At 70.7% G+C, this 19,673-nt stretch carries 25 protein-coding genes; 16 read left to right on the top strand and 9 right to left on the bottom strand.

Going from position 1 to position 19,673, the window contains the following annotated elements; genetic code table 11:
* Nucleotides 1-193: 193 nt before the first annotated feature.
* From RSP45_RS13565 to RSP45_RS13540, 6 genes are all read left to right on the top strand, one after another.
* Nucleotides 194-1,570, top strand: coding sequence for a YcjX family protein (locus tag RSP45_RS13565; RefSeq protein ID WP_415392329.1), 1,377 nt, complete (start codon nucleotides 194-196; stop codon nucleotides 1,568-1,570).
* 484 nt (nucleotides 1,571-2,054) lie between these two features.
* Nucleotides 2,055-2,957: a YcjF family protein gene (locus tag RSP45_RS13560; RefSeq protein ID WP_415392328.1), complete on the top strand. Its 903-nt coding sequence runs from the start codon at nucleotides 2,055-2,057 to the stop codon at nucleotides 2,955-2,957.
* A 45-nt stretch (nucleotides 2,958-3,002) separates the two neighbouring features.
* Entirely contained in the window at nucleotides 3,003-3,626 is a 624-nt protein-coding gene (gene pgsA, locus RSP45_RS13555) for a CDP-diacylglycerol--glycerol-3-phosphate 3-phosphatidyltransferase (RefSeq protein WP_073066939.1), read from the top strand.
* Nucleotides 3,627-3,628: 2 nt separating this feature from the next.
* Nucleotides 3,629-3,874: a molybdopterin converting factor subunit 1 gene (moaD, locus tag RSP45_RS13550; protein ID WP_073067258.1), complete on the top strand. Its 246-nt coding sequence runs from the start codon at nucleotides 3,629-3,631 to the stop codon at nucleotides 3,872-3,874.
* A complete protein-coding gene (locus RSP45_RS13545) occupies nucleotides 3,874-4,317 on the top strand; it encodes a molybdenum cofactor biosynthesis protein MoaE (RefSeq protein WP_415392327.1) in 444 nt (147 codons plus the stop codon). The genes moaD and RSP45_RS13545 overlap by 1 nt, the downstream gene beginning before the upstream one ends.
* 132 nt (nucleotides 4,318-4,449) lie before the next feature.
* Nucleotides 4,450-5,409, top strand: coding sequence for an acetyl-CoA carboxylase carboxyltransferase subunit alpha (locus RSP45_RS13540; RefSeq protein ID WP_303728766.1), 960 nt, complete (start codon nucleotides 4,450-4,452; stop codon nucleotides 5,407-5,409).
* Nucleotides 5,410-5,420: 11 nt separating this feature from the next.
* On the opposite strand, the gene fliP is transcribed toward RSP45_RS13540, so the two are convergent.
* Genes fliP through fliF form a run of 4 tightly spaced genes read right to left on the bottom strand, consistent with a single transcriptional unit; the run spans nucleotide 5,421 to nucleotide 8,572 of the window.
* Nucleotides 5,421-6,185, bottom strand: coding sequence for a flagellar type III secretion system pore protein FliP (gene fliP, locus RSP45_RS13535; RefSeq protein WP_415392326.1), 765 nt, complete (start codon nucleotides 6,183-6,185; stop codon nucleotides 5,421-5,423).
* Nucleotides 6,182-6,433 carry a FliM/FliN family flagellar motor C-terminal domain-containing protein gene (locus tag RSP45_RS13530; protein ID WP_073066950.1) on the bottom strand — a complete coding sequence of 84 codons (252 nt, stop codon included), beginning with the start codon at nucleotides 6,431-6,433 and terminating at the stop codon, nucleotides 6,182-6,184. The genes fliP and RSP45_RS13530 overlap by 4 nt, the downstream gene beginning before the upstream one ends.
* 1 nt (nucleotide 6,434) lies before the next feature.
* Nucleotides 6,435-6,989 carry a hypothetical protein gene (locus tag RSP45_RS13525; protein ID WP_415392325.1) on the bottom strand — a complete coding sequence of 185 codons (555 nt, stop codon included), beginning with the start codon at nucleotides 6,987-6,989 and terminating at the stop codon, nucleotides 6,435-6,437.
* Complete coding sequence (gene fliF / locus RSP45_RS13520; RefSeq protein ID WP_415392324.1) at nucleotides 6,986-8,572, bottom strand: flagellar basal-body MS-ring/collar protein FliF; 1,587 nt, start codon at nucleotides 8,570-8,572, stop codon at nucleotides 6,986-6,988. The genes RSP45_RS13525 and fliF overlap by 4 nt, the downstream gene beginning before the upstream one ends.
* 115 nt (nucleotides 8,573-8,687) lie before the next feature.
* On the opposite strand from fliF, the gene RSP45_RS13515 reads away from it, so the two are divergent.
* From RSP45_RS13515 to RSP45_RS13475, 9 genes are all read left to right on the top strand, one after another.
* Complete coding sequence (locus RSP45_RS13515; protein WP_415392323.1) at nucleotides 8,688-9,161, top strand: flagellar basal body-associated FliL family protein; 474 nt, start codon at nucleotides 8,688-8,690, stop codon at nucleotides 9,159-9,161.
* Nucleotides 9,162-9,163: 2 nt separating this feature from the next.
* Nucleotides 9,164-9,496 carry a hypothetical protein gene (locus tag RSP45_RS13510; RefSeq protein ID WP_234952052.1) on the top strand — a complete coding sequence of 111 codons (333 nt, stop codon included), beginning with the start codon at nucleotides 9,164-9,166 and terminating at the stop codon, nucleotides 9,494-9,496.
* Nucleotides 9,489-10,025, top strand: a complete 537-nt coding sequence (locus tag RSP45_RS13505; RefSeq protein WP_415392322.1) for a MotE family protein — start codon at nucleotides 9,489-9,491, stop codon at nucleotides 10,023-10,025. The genes RSP45_RS13510 and RSP45_RS13505 overlap by 8 nt, the downstream gene beginning before the upstream one ends.
* Nucleotides 10,026-10,028: 3 nt before the next feature.
* The gene (gene motA / locus RSP45_RS13500; protein WP_415392321.1) at nucleotides 10,029-10,895 is read left to right on the top strand and encodes a flagellar motor stator protein MotA; all 867 of its coding nucleotides are present in this window, start codon (nucleotides 10,029-10,031) and stop codon (nucleotides 10,893-10,895) included.
* On the top strand, nucleotides 10,892-11,149 hold the full coding sequence (locus tag RSP45_RS13495) for a hypothetical protein (RefSeq protein ID WP_415392320.1): 258 nt from the start codon (nucleotides 10,892-10,894) through the stop codon (nucleotides 11,147-11,149). Before motA ends, RSP45_RS13495 begins: the two co-directional genes overlap by 4 nt.
* Nucleotides 11,146-13,227 carry an FHIPEP family type III secretion protein gene (locus RSP45_RS13490; protein ID WP_415392319.1) on the top strand — a complete coding sequence of 694 codons (2,082 nt, stop codon included), beginning with the start codon at nucleotides 11,146-11,148 and terminating at the stop codon, nucleotides 13,225-13,227. The genes RSP45_RS13495 and RSP45_RS13490 overlap by 4 nt, the downstream gene beginning before the upstream one ends.
* The gene (locus tag RSP45_RS13485; protein ID WP_415392318.1) at nucleotides 13,224-13,979 is read left to right on the top strand and encodes a flagellar biosynthetic protein FliR; all 756 of its coding nucleotides are present in this window, start codon (nucleotides 13,224-13,226) and stop codon (nucleotides 13,977-13,979) included. Before RSP45_RS13490 ends, RSP45_RS13485 begins: the two co-directional genes overlap by 4 nt.
* Nucleotides 13,976-15,067 carry a flagellar type III secretion system protein FlhB gene (gene flhB, locus RSP45_RS13480; RefSeq protein ID WP_415392317.1) on the top strand — a complete coding sequence of 364 codons (1,092 nt, stop codon included), beginning with the start codon at nucleotides 13,976-13,978 and terminating at the stop codon, nucleotides 15,065-15,067. Before RSP45_RS13485 ends, flhB begins: the two co-directional genes overlap by 4 nt.
* 256 nt (nucleotides 15,068-15,323) lie before the next feature.
* The gene (locus RSP45_RS13475) at nucleotides 15,324-15,713 is read left to right on the top strand and encodes a hypothetical protein (RefSeq protein WP_415392316.1); all 390 of its coding nucleotides are present in this window, start codon (nucleotides 15,324-15,326) and stop codon (nucleotides 15,711-15,713) included.
* A gap of 5 nt (nucleotides 15,714-15,718) precedes the next feature.
* Here the strand turns inward: RSP45_RS13475 and RSP45_RS13470 are convergent, their stop codons facing one another.
* From RSP45_RS13470 to RSP45_RS13455, 4 genes are all read right to left on the bottom strand, one after another.
* Nucleotides 15,719-16,018: a GNAT family N-acetyltransferase gene (locus RSP45_RS13470; protein ID WP_415392315.1), complete on the bottom strand. Its 300-nt coding sequence runs from the start codon at nucleotides 16,016-16,018 to the stop codon at nucleotides 15,719-15,721.
* 283 nt (nucleotides 16,019-16,301) lie between these two features.
* A complete protein-coding gene (tsaB, locus tag RSP45_RS13465) occupies nucleotides 16,302-16,967 on the bottom strand; it encodes a tRNA (adenosine(37)-N6)-threonylcarbamoyltransferase complex dimerization subunit type 1 TsaB (RefSeq protein WP_415392314.1) in 666 nt (221 codons plus the stop codon).
* On the bottom strand, nucleotides 16,960-17,520 hold the full coding sequence (locus tag RSP45_RS13460) for a NifU family protein (RefSeq protein WP_073067008.1): 561 nt from the start codon (nucleotides 17,518-17,520) through the stop codon (nucleotides 16,960-16,962). The genes tsaB and RSP45_RS13460 overlap by 8 nt, the downstream gene beginning before the upstream one ends.
* A gap of 81 nt (nucleotides 17,521-17,601) precedes the next feature.
* Nucleotides 17,602-18,057, bottom strand: coding sequence for a universal stress protein (locus tag RSP45_RS13455; protein WP_073067265.1), 456 nt, complete (start codon nucleotides 18,055-18,057; stop codon nucleotides 17,602-17,604).
* A gap of 154 nt (nucleotides 18,058-18,211) precedes the next feature.
* Here RSP45_RS13455 and RSP45_RS13450 point away from each other — a divergent pair, with 154 nt between their 5' ends.
* A complete protein-coding gene (locus RSP45_RS13450) occupies nucleotides 18,212-18,955 on the top strand; it encodes a sugar transferase (RefSeq protein ID WP_415392313.1) in 744 nt (247 codons plus the stop codon).
* Here the strand turns inward: RSP45_RS13450 and truA are convergent.
* Nucleotides 18,870-19,670: a tRNA pseudouridine(38-40) synthase TruA gene (gene truA, locus RSP45_RS13445; RefSeq protein WP_415392312.1), complete on the bottom strand. Its 801-nt coding sequence runs from the start codon at nucleotides 19,668-19,670 to the stop codon at nucleotides 18,870-18,872. The genes RSP45_RS13450 and truA overlap by 86 nt on opposite strands.
* Nucleotides 19,671-19,673: the final 3 nt, after the last annotated feature.

Raw genomic sequence — 19,673 nt, 5'->3', positions numbered from 1 at the left:
GCGAGCATCTTCTGTCTGTAAATATCCCGGGCTCCCGAGCGCCCGGGAAATGGTCCGGCGGACCATTTCCAGCGAGGAAGGGGCAAAGCCCCCGGGGCAGCGCCCCGGTCGCACCGTCGCAACCCGCCGCGGCATCTGGCCGTTACCCCCGCGACCGCCTATCTGAAACCCATTGATTTGACCGGAGCACCGCATGGCCCTGACCGATACCGCCGGCAATCTGATGCGCGGCCTCGGCCTGTCCGACCCGGTGATCCGGCTGGGGGTCACCGGGCTGTCGCGCGCGGGCAAGACTGTGTTCATCACCTCGCTGGTCGCCAATCTGCTGGACCGCGGCCGGATGCCGGGGCTGCGGGCGGCGGCAGATGGCTCGATCACGGCGGCCTGGCTGCAGCCGCAGCCCGACGACACCGTGCCCCGCTTCGACTTTGAACGCCACCTGGCCGCGCTGACCGGCCCCGACCCCCACTGGCCCGAGGGCACCCGCCATGTCAGCGAGCTGCGGCTGTCGTTGCGCCTGCAACCACGCGGCGTGCTGTCGGGGTTGAAGCGCACGCGGAACCTGCATCTGGATATCGTGGACTATCCCGGCGAATGGCTGCTGGACCTGCGGCTGATGGACCGCAGCTTTGCGCAATGGTCGGCCGAAGTGCTGGAACGGATGCAGGGCCGGCCCGGCGCCGACGCCTTCCTTGCTGAAATTGCCCGCATCGACCCGGCCGCGCGGTTCGACGAACCGGCCGCCCAGCAGCTGAACCGCGCCTATGTCGCCCATCTCGCCGCCGCCCGCGACGCCGGGTTTTCCGACACCACCCCCGGCCGCTTCCTGCTGCCCGGAGAGATGGAGGGCTCGCCCGCGCTGACCTTTGCCCCCTTGCCCGAGCAACCCGATTCGCCCCTGTGGCGCGAGTTCCGCCGCCGGTTCGAGGCGTATAAGTCCCGCGTCGTGCGCCCGTTCTTCCGCGACCATTTCGCCCGCATCGACCGGCAGGTGGTGCTGGTCGACGTGCTGGGCGCCGTCCACGCCGGCCCCCGCGCGGTCGAGGACATGCGCCGCGCCATGGCCGACATCCTGTCCGCGTTTCGCCCGGGCCGGGCGGGCTGGCTGGCGCAGCTGCTGGGCACGCGGCGGGTGGAACGCATCCTGTTTGCGGCGACCAAGGCCGACCACCTGCACCACACCCAACACCCGCGGCTGGCCGCGATCCTGACCGCGATGCTGCGCGAGGCCCGCGACCGCGCCGATTTCCAGGGCGCCCGGACCGAGGCGCTGGCCATCGCCGCCCTGCGCAGCACGACTGAGGAGATCCTCCACCAAGACGGCCAGGATTTCCCGGCGGTCCGCGGCACGCTGATGGACGGGCGGCAGGCCGCGCTCTACCCCGGGGAACTGCCCGACAACCCCGCCGAGCTGCTGCGCCCGGCGGCCGAGGGCGCCAGCCACTGGCTGGACGCGGATTACGAGGTGATGAACTTCGCCCCCGCCCCCGACACGCTGCGCCCCGGCGCCGGGCCGCCGCATATCCGCATGGACCGCGCCGCCGAGTTCCTGATCGGCGACCGGCTGTAGAGGGGAGCAACTCACATGGAAATGATTTCCGTATCCGGCATCGACAAGGCAGGACGGCGCGCCCATGGCTGAGCCCTCCGCCCCCCGCCGCGGCCCGCTGCTGGTCGAGTACACCCCCGGGGCTGCCCCCGACGCCGGCCACGGCGGCGCCCCAGGTGCGGCCCCCGGCGCCAGCCCAGCTGCACCGGATTCTGCGCGACATCCGGCTCCACATGACAGCGATGCGCCCCCGGCCGGCTCGCCCAACTCCCCGGCCGGCGCAGCGCCCGCACCCTCCGCACAGCCCCCTCTTCTGTCCCCAAATATCCCCGCCGGAGGCTCCGGCCGCACCACAGAAAACCCCGGCGCAGACCCTGCCACCACCGCCCCGCAACGCGCCCGCAACGCGCGCGCGCCGCGTCTCAAGGATGCGCCGCCCGGCCCCTCCCCCGCCGATGCGCCCGCGATCGACGACGGGCCACTGCCCCTGCCCGATCCAAGGGCGATGCAGGTTATGATGCGGATCGCCGGCACCCGCTCCTCGGCGGTGACGCGGTTCTTCCTCAACAGCCTCGCCGCACTGCTGACCTTCGTGCTGTCGATGGCGGCGCTGCGGTTCTTCGACGGGCTGCTGGCGCGCTCGCCCATCCTGGGCTGGATCGGGGTAGGGCTGTTCGCCGCCTTCACCGTTGCCACGCTGATGGTGGCGGTGCGCGAATATGCTGCCTGGGCGCGGTTCGGCCGCATCGACGCCATCGCCCGCGACGCAGGCGCGGCGCTGGCCGCGGCCGATCTGGCACAGGCGAATGCGGTGGTGGACCGGCTCGACGCGCTCTATGCCCGCCGCCCGGAACTCTCCCGCGCCCGCGAAACCCTCGCCGCCCACCGCGCCGAGCCGGTCGATGCCGAGCTGGTGCTGGCCCAGGCCGAGGCCGCGCTGCTCGCCCCCCTCGACCAACAGGCGCGGCGCGAGATCGAGGCCGCCGCCCGCACCGTCGCCGCCGCCACCGCGCTGATTCCGCTGGCGCTGGTCGACATCCTCGCCGCGCTGGCCGCCAATCTGCGGATGATCCGGCGGATGGCGGAAATCTATGGCGGCCGCGCCGGGGCGGTGGGCGGCTGGCGGCTGGCCCGCACCGTCATCGCGCATCTGGTCGCGACCGGCGCGGTGGCCGCGGGCGACGACCTGATCCACACCGTCGCCGGCGGCGGCATCCTCGCCAAGGTCAGCCGCCGCTTTGGCGAGGGCGTGGTCAATGGGGCGCTGACCGCCCGCGTCGGCATCGCCGCGATGGAGGTCTGCCGCCCCCTGCCCTTCATCCGCCAGCCCCGCCCCCGGGTCGGCAATCTGATCGCCCGCGGGCTCAAGGGGCTGTTCGGGGACGACGATGTCGCGACGAAGAAGTGATCGAGGGGACTTTCGTCCCCGCCGCCAAGGCACTAGCCTGTCGCCATGAGATGGACCGTACCCAATATCCTGACCCTGCTGAGGCTGCTCGCAGCCCCGGGCGTGCCGCTGATGTTCTTGTACTTCAGCCGTCCCTTTGCCGATTTCGCGGCGCTGGCGCTGTTCGTGGTCGCCGCGATCACCGACTGGATCGACGGGCATCTGGCGCGCAGCTGGCAGCAGGAAAGCCGCTTCGGCGCCGCCATGGACCCGATCGCCGACAAGGCGATGGTGGTGATCGCGCTGGTTGTGATCACAGGCTATTCCGGCATGAACCCCTGGCTGATCCTGCCCGCCACGGTGATCCTGTTCCGCGAGGTCTTCGTCGCCGGGCTGCGCGAGTTCCTCGGCTCGGATTCCCGGCATCTTGCGGTCACCCGGCTTGCGAAGTGGAAGACCACCGCCCAGATGATCGCCATCGCCACCATGTTCATGGGCACGGGGCTGGACTACTATGAAACCGGGCACCCGCCGCGGGTCGGCGAACGCAGCCTGCCCTGGTCGACCGACTGGTCCGACCTCGCGACCCAGGCCGGGCTGCTGCTGATGTGGATCGCGGCGATCCTGACCGCGATCACCGGGTGGGATTATTTCCGCAAGGCCCTCCCCTGGTTGAAGGACGCGAAATGACGCTGGATATTCTTTACTTCGCATGGCTGCGCGAACGGATCGGCGCCCCGCGTGAGCGGGTCGAGACCTCGGCCGAAACCGTCCGTGAGCTGGTGGCCGAGCTGATCGCCCGGGGCGAGCGCCACGCTGCGGCGCTGTCCGACCTGGGCGCGGTGCGGGTGGCGGTGGACCAGGTGCTGTCCGACCTCGACGCCCCCCTGGGGGGCGCGCGCGAGGTGGCGTTCTTCCCGCCGATGACGGGGGGCTGATGCGGATCCTCGTGCAGACCGAGCCCTTCGACGCCGCAGCGCTGACGCAGGGCTTTGGCGCCGGCGCCGGCGCGGTCGTCACCTTCACCGGGCTGGTGCGCGGCGATGACGGGCTCAAGGCGCTGGAAATCGAGCATTATCCGGGCATGACCGAGGCCTCGCTGGCCCGCCACGCCCAGGCGGCGGTCGAACGCTTCGGCCTCAGCGACGTGCTGATCGTGCACCGCCACGGCCGCATGGCGGTGGGCGAGCCGATCATGATGGTGGCCACCGCCGCCCGCCACCGGCGCGCCGCATTCGACGCAGCGGATTTCCTGATGGACTGGCTGAAATCCCGCGCCCCGTTCTGGAAACAGGAAATCAGCCCCGACGGCCCGCGCGGCTGGGTTGCCGCCCAGGAAGCGGACGAAGCTGCGCTGGACCGCTGGGCCGACGCCAGATGACCCGCCGGCCGGGACCTGCCCCCTAGAGCGCCCGCGCGCCCGATTGCCGCGTGCCCGGCGATGCCGGGCTCTTGCGTTGCAATCCGCGCCCGGGGCCATCATAAAACCAGCCGACCACCGAGAGGCGCGACGATGACCTATCTGGAGTTCGAACGGCCGCTGGCCGATCTCGAAGGCAAGGCCGAAGAGCTGCGTGCGCTGGCCCGCAAGGGCGAGGGCGTGGACCTGGAAAAAGAGGCCGCGGCCCTCGACCTCAAGGCCGAGGACATGCTGCGCAGCCTGTACCGCAACCTGGATCCCTGGCGCAAAACCCTGGTCGCGCGCCACCCCGACCGGCCGCATTGCATCGACTATATCAAGGCGCTGATCACCGAATGGACACCGCTTGCCGGCGACCGCGCCTTTGGCGACGACCATGCGGTGATGGGCGGGCTGGGGCGGTTCCGCGACCAGGCGGTGGTGGTGATCGGGCATGAAAAGGGCAACGACACCCGCTCGCGCATCCACCGCAACTTCGGGATGGCGCGCCCCGAGGGCTATCGCAAGGCGATCCGGCTGATGGATCTGGCCGACCGTTTCGGCCTGCCGGTGATCACGCTGGTCGACACGCCCGGCGCCTATCCGGGCAAGGGTGCCGAGGAGCGCGGCCAATCCGAAGCGATCGCCCGCTCGACGGAAAAATGCCTGCAGATCGGGGTGCCGCTGGTCAGCATCATCATCGGCGAGGGCGGGTCCGGCGGCGCGGTCGCCTTTGCCACCGCCGACCGCGTGGGAATGCTGGAGCATTCGATCTATTCGGTGATCTCGCCCGAGGGCTGCGCCTCGATCCTGTGGAAGGACGCCGACAAGATGCGCGAGGCGGCCGAGGCGCTGAAGCTGACGGCGCAGGACCTGCGCAAGCTGGGCGTGGTCGATTCGGTGATCCCGGAGCCGACGGGCGGCGCGCAGCGCGACCCGGAGGAGGCGATCAGGCAGGTCGGCGACGAGATCGCGCGGCTGCTGGGCGACCTGCGCAAGCTCAAGCGCCCCGAGTTGATCCGCAAGCGGCGGCAGAAATACCTCGAGATGGGGGCGCGCGGCCTGGCCGCCTGAGGCCGGCGCCATCACCCGCCCCCCTGATAGCCGCGGACCAGCGCCGCGGCGATCAGCCCCCAGCCGTCGACCGCCACGAAAAACGCCAGCTTGAACGGCAGCGACACCACCACCGGCGGCACCATCATCATCCCCATCGACATCAGGATCGCCGACACCACCAGGTCGATGATCAGGAACGGCAGCGACACCAGAAACCCGATCGCAAAGGCGCGCTCGATCTCGGTCAGCATGAAGGACGGCACCAGCAGCGACAGCGGCGCCGTTTCGGGGTCAAGGCTGGCCGGCTGGCCTGCGGCGGGCCGCGGCGCGACCTCGGCCAGCGCCAGCATGGTGTCGGGGTCGATGCGCTCGGCCATGAAGCGGCGAAAGGGCTCGATCCCGCGCTCGAAAGCCGCGTCCAGTGCGATTTCGCCGCGCTGCAGCGGCGCCCCGGCCAGCTGCCAGGCATCGCGCAGCACCGGGTCCATGACGTACCAGCTGAGAAACATCGCCAAGCTGACGATCAGCATGTTCGGCGGCGACTGCTGAAGCCCGATCGACTGGCGCAGGATCGACAGCACCGTCACGATGAAGGGAAAGCAGGTCACCATGATCGCCAGTCCTGGCGCCAGCGACAGCAGCGTCAGACCGGCCAGCAGCAGCACGGCGTTCTGACCGATCCCGTTAGCGGCGCCGGCGGCGAAATTGCCGAACTCCTGCGCCGCCGCGGGTGCAGCCGCCAACAGCAGCATCGTCAGCAGGGCCGGAACACGCAGCCGGGCCCGAGGGCTCATGGCTCGACCGGGCCGAGGATCCGCACCCCCAGCCGGCCCTCGCCGCCGTGGTCGACCAACTCGCCGCGCGCGACCACGCGGTCGCCGACGCAGATCTCGACCCCGTCCATCGCGTCCTGGTCCAGCGGCAGCACGTCGTCGGCCTGCAGCCGGGCGAGCTCGGCCACCGACAGCCTTGTGCGGCCGATGCGGATCGCGATCTCGACCTGGATCTGATGCGTGGGGATGAGCGTGTGTCCAAGGTCCATGTCAGTCCGTCTCCATCATGTCTTCGATCAGCCGGCGCAATTGCCCGGCCAGCGCGGCCTCGTCCCACAGGATCTCTCCGCCGGTCATCTCGGCCTCGACGCTGCCGTCGGTGCTGGTGTCGTCGACCTGCACGGCGGATAGCCCCAGCCGCGCCAGGTTCGCCGACAGGAAGGCCCCGGTGTCAGGGCCGCAGCGAATCCTGACGCCCAGCGGCGAGACCGTGCCGGCAAGCTCGGCAAGCTGCGCCAGCACCGCATCGCGCAGCCTGATCCGCGCCACTGCCGGCAGCAGCTGGTCGAACAGCGCGTCCAGCAGCGGCGCCAGCGCCCGCATCTGCTCGGCCTGCGATTGCGCCCGCAGCGCCCGGCCGGTGTCGAGGCTGGCGGAAAGCTCGGCCAGCACCTCGCACAGCCGGTCGGCGCGCTGCGATTCCGCGCGGCGCAGCCCCTCGGCCACGCCCTCGGCAAAGGCCGCGTCCAGTTCGGCCTGCCGAAAGACCGGGGTCGCCATCGCATCCCGGTCGAATCGTTCGAGTTGCAGGACGGCGCCCATCACGCTTCTTCCTTCTGCCGGATCCAGCCCGAGAGGATGCGGACGCTTTCCTCTTGCCGCTCGCGCATCAGCTCACGCAGCCGCGCCACCGCATCGGCCTGGGCCACGGGGGGCGGCAGCTCGAACTCGGCCGGGGTGATGGCGACGCTGGGGGCCGGCAGCCGGGCCGCGCCGTCGCCAAGCTCCGCAGTTGCGGCGGGCAGCGCCGGCGCCAAGGCCGCGCGCGGGGCGGGGCCCGAATCATCCAGCGCAACCAACGGCGCCCGCGCGCGCAGCACCGGGCGCAGCACCACCAGCGCGACCGCCAGCGCGAACAGCCCGATCAGCGCCAGCCGGGCCAGGTCGTTCAGCGCCAGGCTGGCCAGGATGCCGCGCGGCTCGGCCAGGGTGCCGTCGCCGCCGATCGCCGAGAACGGCAGCGACTTGACGGTGATCACATCCCCCCGCGCCTCGTCGAACCCCACCGCCGAGGCCACCAGCTCGCGCAGCGCCTCCAGCTCGGCCTCGCTGCGCGGGACGATGGCTGCAGTGCCGTCGGCGGCCTTCTGCTCGGTGCCGTTCACCAGCACCGCCACCGTCAGCCGCCGCGTCGCGCCGGGCTGGCGCAGCACCTCGCGGGTGACGCGGCTGACCTCGAAGTTCTGGCGCTGCCGGGTTTCCGAGCTGCTGGTCTTGCTTTGCTCGCCGCCGGCGCCGGTGCCCTCGGGCAGGTTCGAGGACGCGGTCACCGCCCCCTGCTCGGCGTTCGAGGACTGGTCGCTGGTTTCCTCGCTTTCCTGCGAGACCAGCGCGCGCGCATTCGGGTCGAAGGTCTGCTCGGACAGCTGCTCGGTCTCGGTGACCAGCTCCAGATTCAGTTCGACGATGGCATTGCCGGGGCCGACGTGAGGCTCGAGAATCCGCTCGACATTGCGCTTCATCTCGCTGGCGCGGTCGGCGGCCACAGTTTCCTCGCCGGTCGAGACGATGCCGCGGGCGCTGTCGATGACCTTGACCCGCTCGGGGTCGAGCCCCGGCACCCCCGAGGACACCAGGAATTGCAGCGAGCGCGCCTGCCGCGCGTCCAGCGTGCCTGCACCCATGGTCACGGTGACCGAGGCCGCGCCCCCCGCCTGGCTGCGATAGCCGCGCACCGCGGGGGGCGCGATATGCACCCGCGCCGCCTTGACGTTGGGCACGGTCAGGATGGTGCGCGCCAGCTCGCCCTCCTTGGCGCGCCAATAGGCCGCGTCGAACATCTGCGAGGTGGTGCCGAAACCGGACATCCCGTCCAGAATCTCGTAGCCCGCGCCCCCGGCCGAGGGCAGCCCCATTCCCGCCAGCGTCATCCGCATCCGGTCGCGCTGCCCCGCGTCGACCCAGATCGAATCGCCGCGGATCTCGGATTTCACCCCGGTACGGTCCAGTTCGGCCATCACCTCGCCCGCGCGCGCCGAATCGAGCCCGCCGTAAAGCAGCGCCATCGGCGTGCGGTTGGCCAGCCAGGCAAACCCCGACACCGCCAAAAAGGTGATCAGGAACGCAGCGACGATCAGCTGTTTCTGGCTGCCGCTGCGTTCATTCCAGTATTCGGCCAGCTTCTGCATTCCCCGGCGCCCTTTCGAATCGTTTCTCGCTTCGACGGGATGGTGATTGCACGGCGCCGATTAAGAATCGGTTAGTGGGAAGCTGTTATCCGTTCCTCACAGGACGGAGAATCAGATGACCGACATCAGCGAACCGATCGAAGACTCGCCGCCGCGGCCGCTGGGCAGGCGGCTGCTGCCGATACTGCTGCCGGTGCTGGCACTCGCGGCGGGATTCGGCGTCACCTATACGGGGCTGCTGTCGCCCCTGTCCCTGCTGGCCCCCGCAGCGTCGCCCCCGCAGGCCGCGCCGGTCGCGGTGTTCCTGGACGTGCCGCGAATCATCCTGACCATCCCGGGCGAGCGCACGCAGACCTTGGCGCTGGCGGTGGTGGTCGAGATCGACCCCGCCGCAGCCGACACCGCCCGGCTGCTGATGCCGCGAATTGCCGACAGTTTTAACGGCTTTCTTTCCCAGGTCGATCCGGTGGCGTTCAGTCGCCGCGGCATCCTGGAAATCATCCGCGAGGAGCTGGCCACGCGGACCGGCTTCATCCTGGGCGAGGCCGCCGTCCGCGACCTGCTGATCACCGAGTTCCGAATCCAATGACCATGACGCTTTTCATTCAGGCCGCGCTGGTGGTCGCCGGGCTGTCGGTCGCGGGCTTCTGCCATCTTCTCGCGCGCAGGCTGCGCAAGCTCAACGATCTCGAGACCGGGCTGGGCGGGGCCATCGCGGTGATGGCGGCCGAGATTTCCCGGCTGGAAACCGCGCTGGCCGCCGCGCAGGCGGGGGCCACCCACGCCTCGGACGGGCTCGCGCGCGAGATCGAGAAGGCGAAATCCGAACGCGCCTATTGGGCGCTGCAACAGCAATTCATGCCGCCGGCCGCCCAGTCGCGCAGACTGCGCCGCCGCCGCGCAACGGAGGTGGCGGATGCCTAGCCGGCTGTTCTGGACCTGTCTCACCCTGCTGGCCGTCGGCATGACCGCGGCGGCCGGCGGCTGGCTTGCACGCGCGCCGATGGCGCAGGCGGCGCCCGGCGCGCTGCTGGGCGGCTGCACCGACGTACCCGAGGCGGTGGCGCTGTCCGAGACGCTGCGGCTGCGCGGCATCGCCGTGGACCGGGTGCTGGCCGATCTCGACCGCCGCAAGGATGATCTGGCCGCCGCCGAGGAACAGCTGCTGCGCCGCCTGGCGGCGCTGAAACAGGCCAAGGCGTCGATGGGCGATGCCCGCACGGCCCGCGACAGCGGCACCGCCGCTGGAATCGAGCGGCTGATCGCCGTCTATGACGCGATGAAACCCGCCGATGCCGCGCTGATCCTGGCCGCGCTGCCCCCCGATTTCGCCGCCGAGATCCTGGCCCGGGTCCAGCCCGACGCCGGCGCCCGCATCATCGCGCGGATCGAGCCGGCCCATGCCGCGGTGCTGACCGCGCATATGGGCTCTCGCCGCCTGGGCGGGAACTGAGCCATGGCCGGGTTTATCGGAATCGCGCTGACCTTCGCCATGGTCTTCGGCGGCTATATCCTCGCCGGTGGCAAGATGGCGGTGATCACCCACGCGCTGCCCTTCGAGATGATGATCATCGGCGGCGCCGCAATCGGATCCTACCTGCTGTCGAACAGCGGCGGGGTGCTGAAACACACGATCCCCGGGATCATCCGCGCCTTCAAGGGCCCCCGCTGGACGGAATCGGACAACACGCAGATGCTTTGCCTGCTGTTCCGGCTGCTGAGGATCGCCCGCGCCAACCCCATCGAGCTGGAGGAGCATATCGAGGGCCCGGCCGATTCGGCGATCTTCCAGGCCTATCCCTCGATCCTGGCCGACGAAAACGCGGTGACGCTGATCACCGACACGCTGCGCTCGGCCAGCCTCAACTACGACGACCCCTATCAGGTCGAGGACATGCTGAGCCGCCGCCTGAACCTGATGAAGGAAGAGGCGATGCACGTTCCCCATGCGCTGCAGCACATGGCGGATGCGCTGCCCGCGCTGGGAATCGTCGCGGCGGTGCTGGGGGTGATCAAGACCATGGGCTCGATCGACCAGCCGCCCGAGATCCTCGGCGGCATGATCGGCGGCGCCCTGGTGGGCACCTTTCTGGGGGTGTTCCTGGCCTATGGGCTGGTGGCGCCGCTGTCGCAGCGGCTGGCAGCGGTGATGAAGCAGGACCTCGCCTTCTACGACGTCATCAAGTCGGTGCTGATCGCGGGGCTGCACCAGCACGCCACCACGCTGTGCGTCGAGGTCGGCCGGCAGGCCGCGCCGGAACATCTGCGTCCCAGCTTCCTCGAGGTCGAGGATGCGCTGCGCGAACTGAAAAAGGTGGCATGATGCTTCAGGCGCTGGTCCTTGCGGTTGCGCAGGCGCTGAGCCCCGCCACCGCCGAATTCATCGAGGATGCGACCACACGGCTGCTTGCCGGGGAAGAGCTTGCCGCGGACTTCCCGGTCCGGCTGCAGGCGCTGCCGCCCGACCAGCGGCTGCTGGCGATCGTGCATCTGCGCCGCGCGGGCTATCTCTCCGACGTGGTGATGCCGCTCGACTGGATCCTGTCGCCCGCCAGTCCTGCCGAGGTCGCCGAATGACCGCCGTCGCCCCGATCAGCCGCATCCCCGCCTCGGCCCGGCCGCTGGCCATCACCGGCGGGCTGGTGCTGGTGGTGATGTCGATGGTGATCCCGATTCCCGCGGGGCTGCTCGACGTGGGATTTGCCCTGTCCATCGCCACCTCCACGCTGATCCTGGTCATGGCCAGCGTGGTGAACCGGCCGACCGATTTCCTGGCGTTTCCGGTGATGCTGCTGATTTCGCTGCTGATCCGGCTGTCGCTCAACGTCTCTTCCACGCGGCTGATCCTGACCGAGGGCCACACCGGCCCCAACGCTGCCGGAGAGGTGATCCTGGGCTTCTCGCGCTTCGTCGCCGGCGGCTCGCTGATGGTCGGGATCACCGTGTTCGCGGTAATCTCGATCGTGAACTTCATGGTCATCACCAAGGGCTCGGGCCGGATGGCTGAGGTCTCGGCCCGGTTCGCGCTCGATTCGCTGCCCGGCAAACAGCTGGCCATCGACGGCGACCTCAACTCGGGCGCGATCACCCACGAGGAGGCCAAGCGCCGTCGCGCCCAGGACCAGCGCGAGATCAGCTTCTACGGCTCGCTGGACGGTGCCTCGAAATTCGTCAAGGGCGACGCCGTCGCCGGGCTGCTGATCACCGCGGTAAATTTCTTCGTCGGGCTGGGCGTCGGGCTGTTGTCGCACGGGATGCCGATGGCCGAGGCGCTGTCTACATACTCCAAGCTGACCATCGGCGACGGGCTGGTCACGCAGGTGCCGGCGCTGATCACCTCGATGGCGGCGGCGCTGCTGCTGTCTCGGGGCGGGGCGACGGAATCAACCGCCGACATGCTGTCGGGGCAGCTGGCCCAGGGCTGGCATGCGCCGGCGCTGGCCGCAGCGGCGATGGCGGTACTGAGCCTGGTGCCCGGAATGCCGACGCTGGTGTTCCTGGCGATCGCGGCAATTGCCGGGCTGTTTGCGTGGCGCAACGCCACAAGGCGGGCCAGCGAGGTGTCCGAGGGCGACGCGGCGCCGGCCGCACCCCCCGCAGATCCCCGCCCCCGCATCGGCGACGTGATCGACACCGACGAGATCAGCGTCGAGATCGGCACCGAGCTGATCGCCGCGGCGCTCGATCCGGCACGCGGGCTGGGCAGCCGCATCAACAACCTGCGCATCCACATCGCCCGCAGCTACGGGGTGATCCTGCCCGAGGTGCGGATCACCGACGGGCCCGGGCTGGCAGGGGGCGAATATGTCATCCGCATCCACGGCGTGATCCGTGCCCGCGGCCTGCTGGTACCCCACCAGATCCTGGCGCTCGGCAGCGAAGAAACGCTCGCCCCGATCGCGGGCGAGCGGACCCGCGAACCCGTCTACGACAGCCCCGCCCGCTGGATCGACGCCGCGCGCCAGGACGAGGCCGCGATTGCCGGCGCCAGCGTGGTTACCCCGATGGAGGTGCTGTCCACCCATCTGATGGAAACGGTCAAGGCGCAGATGCCGGCGCTGCTGACGCTGGGCTCGATGCAGCGGCTGATGCAGGAGCTGCGCTCGCTCAGCGACGACAGTCGCGCGCAGTCCTATCAGCGCGTCTTCGACAGCCTGATCCCCGACAAGGTCACGCCCGAGCAGCTGCTGTCGGTGCTGCGGCTCCTGCTCGAGGACCGGGTCTCGATCCGCAACCTGCCGCTGATCGTCGAGGCGATCCACGAAAGCCGCGCCCCCGACCCCGGCACGGCGGCCGAGTTCGTCCGCCGCCGCCTGCGCGGGCAGATCACCGAGCAGCTCTCGGACCCGGACGGGCGGCTGGACGTGATGCAGCTGCATCCCGGGTGGGAGGCCGAGTTCCACCGCGCCGAATCCGAGCCCGGCCGTGCGCAGGGGGCCCTGCCGCCGCCGCTGATGCAGAAGCTGGCCGAAAGCCTGCGGCTGGCGGCGGGTGCGCTTTCGCCGGGGGCAATGCCGGCGCTGGTGGTGCCCGACCACCGCCGCCGGCTGGTGCGGGCGGTGATGGCCGGCACCGGGCTGGGCTGGCCGGTGCTGGGCATCGACGAGGTCGATCCGCAGGCGCGGATCCGGCTGGTCGGGACCGTCGAGCCATGACGGACATCCCCCTGCCGGCGGGGCTACCGGACTGGCTTGCCCCGCTTCTGCTGATCTACGCCCGCATCCAGGCCTGTCTGATGACGATGCCGGCCATCGGCGAACGGGTGCTGCCGGTCCGGGTCCGCGTCGCGGCCGCCGTGGCGCTGGTGCCGCTTTACGCGGCGGCGGCCCCGCCCTTGTCCTCGCCCGCGCCGCTGGCCCTGGCGGCGCTGATGGGGGTCGAGATCCTCTCGGGCCTGGTGCTGGGGCTGTTGGTCCGGGTGGTGGCCATGGCGCTTGACGTCGCCACCACCGCGATCGCGCAAAGCGCCTCGCTATCGGCGATGCTGGGGGTGTCGGACGAGATGGCGCCGCATCCGATCGGCAACCTGCTGCACATGGCCGGGATGGCGCTGCTGATGGCGCTGGGCCTGCCGCTGCTCATCTGCCAGGTGCTGACCGACAGCTTCGCGCTCAAGCCCGCCGGGCTGTGGCCGGATATCACGGTGATCTGGCCCGAGTTCTGGCAGCTGGTGATCCATAGCTTCACCCTGTCGATGCTGATCGCGGCGCCCTTCATCCTGGGCGGGCTGCTGTTCCAGATGCTGTCGGGAGTGGTGGCGCGGGTGATGCCGGCGATGCCCATCGTCTTTGTCGCCGCCCCCGCGGCGATCCTGCTGGCGCTGGCGGCGCTGGCGCTGCTGGTCCCCGGGCTGCTGGGCATCTGGGCGCGCGACGTGCTGTCGCTGCAGCCGGCGGTGCTGCGATGAGCGAGCCCGACAAGGACGACCGCCAGCACGAACCGACCGAGCAGAAGCTGCGCAAGGCCCGCGACCAGGGCGACATCCCCCGCTCGACCGAGCTGACGGCGGCATTGTCGTGGCTGGGCTTCCTGCTGGCCTTCATGGGCGGCTCGGCGCTGATCCTGCCGGCCTGGCTGGGACTGGCGCAGCGGCTGATGGGCGGCGAACGCTTGCCAGAAGGCGGCGCGGCGGTGGTCTGGTCGCTGGGGCTGTTGTCCTCGGGCTCGGTGGTGGGGGTGGCGCTGGCTGCGGCCGCGGTGGTGCTGACGGGACTGGTGGCGCAGCGCGGGCTGGTGTTCACGCCGTCGAAACTCGCGCCGGATCTCAAGCGGATCAACCCGGTGAAGAATTTTGGGCAGAAGTTCGGCAAGTCCGGGCTGGTCGCCTTTGCGATCTCGGTCGCAAAGCTGGCGGGGGTCGGTGCCGGGGGGGTGATGCTGTTCACCAGCCTGGGCCGGACCATCGCGCAATCGTCCAGCATGGGCAGCGCCGCCTGGATCACCGCGATCCCGCTGCTGATCCGGCAGGTGCTGGTGCTGGCGCTGGCCGTCGCCGTGGTGTTTGCGGCCGTGGACCTGCTGTGGAAGCATTACGATTTCCGCCGCCGCAACCGCATGACCCGCAAGGAGGTCGAGGACGAGCACAAGGACTCCGAGGGCGATCCCCACATGAAGGCGGCGCGGCGGCAAAAGGCGGTGGATCTCGCGCTCGGCTCGATGCTGGCCGATGTCGAGCGGGCCGACGTGGTGATCGTCAACCCGACGCATTACGCAGTGGCGCTGGAATGGAAGCGCGGCAGCGGCCGGGCGCCGGTCTGCCTGGCCAAGGGCGTGGACGAGATCGCCGCCCGCATCCGCGAGCGGGCGCGCGACCATCGGGTACCGATCTGGTCCGACCCGCCCTGCGCCCGGGCGCTGCACGCCACCACCCGCCTCGGCGAGGAAATCCCGCACGAGCAATTCGGCCCGGTCGCCGCCGCCATCCGCTTTGCCGAGGCCATGCGCGCCAAGGTCCGCCGCGGCTACGAGGGTGGGCTGGAGGGGACGGCGAGATGAGGGGGTTCTGGCGCGGGAGGATGATCGGACCAACGCCGGCGTCGAGGCGGCTGGCTTGTGCGCGCCTGGACTGGGTTCCGCTCCGGCAACATATGGCCTCGCTCTACCGGCACCGGTGGCCGATCCCGGCGTCACAGAGTCCGAGTTGGCTTTGGGAAGGCCGGAACCTGGCCGTAATGCATACGGCTGCGCATGAATCTGCGGCTGTCTGCCGCCGCCTGGCGGCGAACAACGCGCCGCTCACGGGGCGCTTGACATGACCCGTGGCGCAGAGCGGCTGGGGCAGCTTGCCCGGATCGCGCGGGTCAAGGCCGACGGGGAATTGCGGGCCTATTCCGCCCGCCGCGCGCAGGCCGAGGCCATGCAGCGCCAGCTCGATGCCGTTCGCGCCGAGCTGGCGCAGGCGATTGCCGCGCCCACCGCCCCCGACGCGCCGGCTGAGTGGCGGCAGACCGCGGCGCTGGTGGGCTATCGCTCGGAACAGCTGCGGCAGGCGGAAATCGCGCTGGCCCGGATCCGGCCGGGACTCGAGGCGGCGCGGCAGGCCGCGGTGCGGGCCTTCGGCCGCTCCGAGGCGCTGGCGCAGTTGCAGGCGCTGACCCGCGCGCAGGCACAGCTCGACCGGCAGCGGCGCGAGGAACGGTGATGGGTTCAGTCCAGATCGTGGCGCATCACCAGCGCGTCCAGCCCCGGCGCGTAATAGCTGCGCCGCTGCCCGACCTGGCTCCAGCCGGTCGCCCGATACAGCCCGATCGCCGCGGTATTATCCGCCGCAACTTCCAGAAATACGGCCGCCGCCCCCCGGACCGAGCAATCCTTGAGGAAACGGCGCACCAACGCGCGGCCTTCCCCCTGCCCCCGCGCCTCCGGAGCGACGGCGAGGGTCAGCAACTCGGCCTCGTCCCCGGCGATCCGGCCCAGCAGGAAACCCTGCGGGCTTGTATGGAGCATGGTGCCCGAGTCCGGCAGCAGCGAGGCGAATTCGGCGGCGGTCCAAGGGCGGGGCACGGTGAAGCAGCGGCAGTGCAGCGCGGCAAGTTCCTGTGGAGTCACCAAGACGGCCCCCGGGGAACACCGGCCCGGCCGTGGTCCTGCGCGGAAATGCCGCGCCTTGGCGCCCCCGTTTCCGCACGCCTGCTCCAGCCGCGGCAGGAAACAACCGCGCGGCGCTTCGCAGCGACGGCCCGTTCCCGTCCATCACCCAGGAATCGCTCTCCTCTCCTGCCCCCGAGAGTCACGGCAGGATCACCGGCGGCGGATCGCGGGGCGGGGCAGCGTCGGCCGGGCGCAGATACAGCGGGGCCGGCCGCGCGATTTCCGCATCCGCGGAGGCCCCGCGCTCGGCCACAGCGGCCACGCGTCGGGCGGCCAGAAGCGCGATCGCCACCGGCAGGGGATGCGGCGAGCAACAGGGGGCGGGCCCCGGGGGCAGTGCTTCGCGCCGGGCCAGTGCCGGACCTGCCGGGGTCCCGTCCTGCCTTGGATCTAATGCAGCCGGGGCTTTCGCTGGCAGTGCTGGGAAATCTTGCCAGACCACCTCGTCGCCGCGCAGCGCCACGATGGCGCGGCAGGGACGCGGGGCGTCGCAGGCCGCGGCCTCGGTCACCGTCACCCCGACCGCGGGGATGCCCAGCGACAGCGCCAGCCCGCGCGCCGCCGCGACCGAGATGCGGATGCCGGTGAAATTGCCCGGCCCCTCGCCCACGCCGATGGCGTCGAGATCGGACCAACCCAGACCGGCCTGGGCCAGCAGCTCGGCCAGCAGGGGAAACAGCCGCTCGGCTTGGCCCCGCGCCATCGGCTCGATCCGCTGCGCCAGCACCCGGCCGCCGCAAACGACAGCGGCCGCGCAATGCGCGGCCGACGTATCGAACCCGAGGACCCGCAGACTGTCAGGCAACGGGGCGGACCTCGACCACCTCGGGGATATAGTGGCGCAGCAGGTTCTCGATCCCCATCTTCAGCGTCAGCGTGGACGAGGGGCAGCCGGCGCAGGCGCCCTGCATGTGCAGATAGACCACGCCGCGGTCAAAGCCGTGGAAGGTGATGTCGCCGCCGTCCTGCGCCACCGCCGGGCGCACGCGCGTGTCCAGCAGCTCCTTGATCTGGTTGACGATTTCGGCGTCCGGCCCGTCGTGGTCAGCATGGCCGCCACCCGCGGGCTGCGCCTGGCTCATCACCGCGTCGCCGGACTGGTAGTGGTCCATGATGGCGCCCAGGATCGAGGGCTTGATCTGGTCCCAGGCCGCCGCGTCGGTCTTGGTCACCGTCACGAAATCCGAGCCCAGGAACACCCCCGCCACCCCCGGCACCGCAAAGATGCGCCGCGCCAGCGGACTGCCCGCGGCCTGTTCGGCAGCAGGGAAGTCGGCGGTGCCGCTGCCCAGCACGGTTTCCCCGGGCAGAAATTTCAGCGTCGCGGGGTTGGGGGTCGTCTCGGTCTGAATGAACATGGGAGGCTCCTCGGTCCCGGAAGATATGGTTGCGAGGGGGGGCACAAGTCAAGGTCGGCCCGGGTTCCGCCGGCCCGCGGGTCAGGTGATCTGCTCGAGCCGCTCGCGCGAGATGTCGCCCGGCACGATGGTCAGCGGGCAAGGCAGTGAGGTCAGTTCCCGGGTCAGCCGCGTCACCAGCGGCCCCGGCCCGCCGCTGTCGACCGCGGCCGCCAGCACCACCGCGGCGATGTCGGGGTCGGCCGAGATCTGCGCGACCAGCTCGGCCCCCGGGTCGCCCTCGCGCACGACCAGCTCGGGCTCGACCCCGGGGCGGTCGCGCATCCATTTGGCAAAGACCTCGAACTGCGCCTCGATCCGCTCGCGCGCCTCGGCCCGCATCACCTCGGCCACGCCCATGCCGTGCTGGATCTCGCTGGCCGGGATCACCGAGAGCACCTGCACCGTACCGCCGGTCGCGGCCGCCCGCAGCGCGGCAAAGCGAATGGCGTTCAGGCATTCCTTGCTGTCGTCCAGCACCACCAGAAACTTGCGCATCGACTGCTCCTTCTGCGGCGCAGAGGCCGGCCCGTCCGCCAGCGTCGCAAAACCGCCGGGCTGCGACAAGGCCGGAATCTGCCGCGGATTAGCGATTCCTTCATGACTCTGCGTTACGCCGGACAGGAAACGGCGTGGAATCAGGGTGGCGCGGATGGCGATCCATCACGGCTGGCAGGCGGGGGCGGTGCGGGAGCCGCCGGGCATCGGCGTGCGGGCGCCGGACGGCAAGCGGCTGTTCGACATCCTGCTGGCGCTGGCGCTGCTGCTGCCGCTGTCGGCGGTGATGCTGGCGGTGGCCGGGCTGCTGCTGCTGATGCAGGGGCGGCCGCTGCTGTATCTGTCCAGGCGGATGGGGGCGTCGGGGCAATCGTTCCGGCTGCTCAAGTTCCGCACCATGGTCCCGGTCGCCGAGGATGGCGGCGCCACGGGCGGGCATAAATCCTGGCGGATCACGCGGCTCGGCCATCTGTTGCGACGCAGCCGCATCGACGAATTGCCGCAGCTTTTCAACATCCTGGCCGGCGACATGAGCTTTGTCGGCCCGCGCCCGCCGCTGCGCGAATATGTCGAGCGTTTCCCGCACCGCTATGCGCTTGTGCTGCGGATGCGGCCGGGCGTGACGGGGCTCGCGACGCTGGTCTGCCACGCGCATGAGGATCGGATCCTCGCCCGCTGCCTGACGCAAGCCGCCACGCAGGCCGCCTATGACCGGCGCTGCCTGCCGCGCAAGCTGCGGCTGGAGATGGTCTATCAGCAGCACCAGTCGCTGGCGCTGGACCTGTGGATCATCGCCAATACCCTGGCGACGGTCATCCGCCCGGGGTGGCGGTATTGGCGGCGAAGGGGTCGGCCGGGTAATCCGCGCCCAGCAGATACAGCCCATGCGGCGGGCTGACCGGGCCGCAGGCCGCACGGTCGCGCGCCGCCAGCGCCTGGGCCACCCGCTCGGGCGGCCAGGCCCCGGCGCCGACGCGCTCGAGCGTGCCGACGATCGAGCGGACCTGGTTGTGCAGGAACGACCGCGCCGCCAGGTGAAAGCGGTATTCCGCACCATGGGGGACGGCGATTTCCTCGATCTCGATGCGGTCGAGCGTCTTCACCGGGCTTGCCGACTGGCACATGGTCGAGCGGAAGGTGGTGAAATCATGCAGCCCGACCAGCGCCGCGGCGCCGCGGCGCATCGCCTGGGCGTCGAGCGGGTGCACGACCTGCCAGACCCGGCCGCGGTCATGGGTCGCGGGCGCCTGGCGCGACAGCAGCCGGAACAGATAGCGCCGCCCGATGGCCGAGAATCGGGCGTGGAAATCCTCCTCCACCCGCGCCACCGCCAGCACTGCCACCGGCGCCGGTTTCAGGTGCCAGTTCAGGGCGCCCGCCAGCCGGAACGGGTCCCAGTCGCGTTCCAGATCGGCATGGGCGACCTGCCCCAGCGCATGGACGCCGGCGTCGGTGCGCCCGGCGGCCGCGATCCGCGCCCCCGCGGCAAAGCCGGGATCGAGCCGCGACAGCGCCGCCTCGACCGTCGCCTGGACCGAGGGCTGCCCGGCCTGCGCCTGCCAGCCCGCAAAGGGGCCGCCGTCGTATTCGATCTTCAGGGCGAAACGCGGCATTGC

Origin of the sequence: Paracoccus sp. SJTW-4, from assembly GCF_047716885.1 — a bacterium.
Taxonomy (GTDB): domain Bacteria; phylum Pseudomonadota; class Alphaproteobacteria; order Rhodobacterales; family Rhodobacteraceae; genus Paracoccus; species Paracoccus solventivorans.
Note: the sequence above shows the minus strand (reverse complement) of the source record. Positions and strands in the feature narration are given on the sequence as shown.